The sequence below is a fragment of the Colwellia sp. TT2012 genome (assembly GCF_001440345.1).
GTDB lineage: Bacteria > Pseudomonadota > Gammaproteobacteria > Enterobacterales > Alteromonadaceae > Colwellia.
The window spans coordinates 1-754 of record NZ_LJYX01000165.1 but is presented as its reverse complement, the minus strand read 5'-3'; the positions used below and the strand labels follow the sequence as shown (position 1 = coordinate 754).

Genomic DNA, 754 nt, shown 5'->3' with positions numbered 1-754 from the left:
AACGCGCCAGCACTAGCCGATCCACTACCCACACCACAATCAACGAGGCGCCAACCAACGGAAAAATGATCGCCAGGCCGAGCATGATCACCATTGCGGTTTTCCACTTCGGCAAATCATGGCGCAACGGTGGAACCCCCAGGCCGCCCTGTGGCCGGCGCTTCCACCAGATCACCACGCCGCTGCCCGCACTCAACAGAATCATCAGGCACCCCAGCAGCACGCTGATCTCGTTGACCACGCCGAACATCTTGCCCTCATGCAGCATGACCCCGGACTCGGTGACCCGCGCCACGCTGTTGTAGTGCTCCCAGCGCACATCGGCGAGGACTTTTCCGGTGTATTGGTCGACATGCAGGGTCGCGTCATTGCGCGGGTCGTTGGCGAACACCGCGATGGTGAACACGCCTGTGGCGGTGGTGGGGAAGGTGATGCTGTAGCCCGGCTCGACCTGGCGCGTCGTGGCCAGGTCCACCACCTGTTGCAGGCTGATTGCCGGGGCTGCGGGGCCGTGGTTCATGCCGCCGTGTTGCATGTGCTCGGCATGCTCGCCGGACATCGGCATCGGCGTGTTCTCCATGGCCCACGGCACCGTCTGCCGGGTCGCGGTGTTGAGGCTGCGGGCCTGCTGGTCAGACTGTGGCACAGCCTTCCACATCGCCGCTGGAAAGTGGTTCCACAGCTAAGCGCATTGCTTGCCCCAGAAGCCGGTCCCAGCCATGCCGACGAGGATCCTCCTACGACCAAAAGCGGG

At 63.8% G+C, this 754-nt stretch carries 1 protein-coding gene; it reads right to left on the bottom strand.

Going from position 1 to position 754, the window contains the following annotated elements; translation table 11 throughout:
- On the bottom strand, positions 1–646 hold a 646-nt coding region (locus ASU03_RS20400; protein ID WP_197411331.1), incomplete at its 3' end, for a PepSY-associated TM helix domain-containing protein.
- Between the last annotated feature and the right edge of the window lie 108 nt (positions 647–754).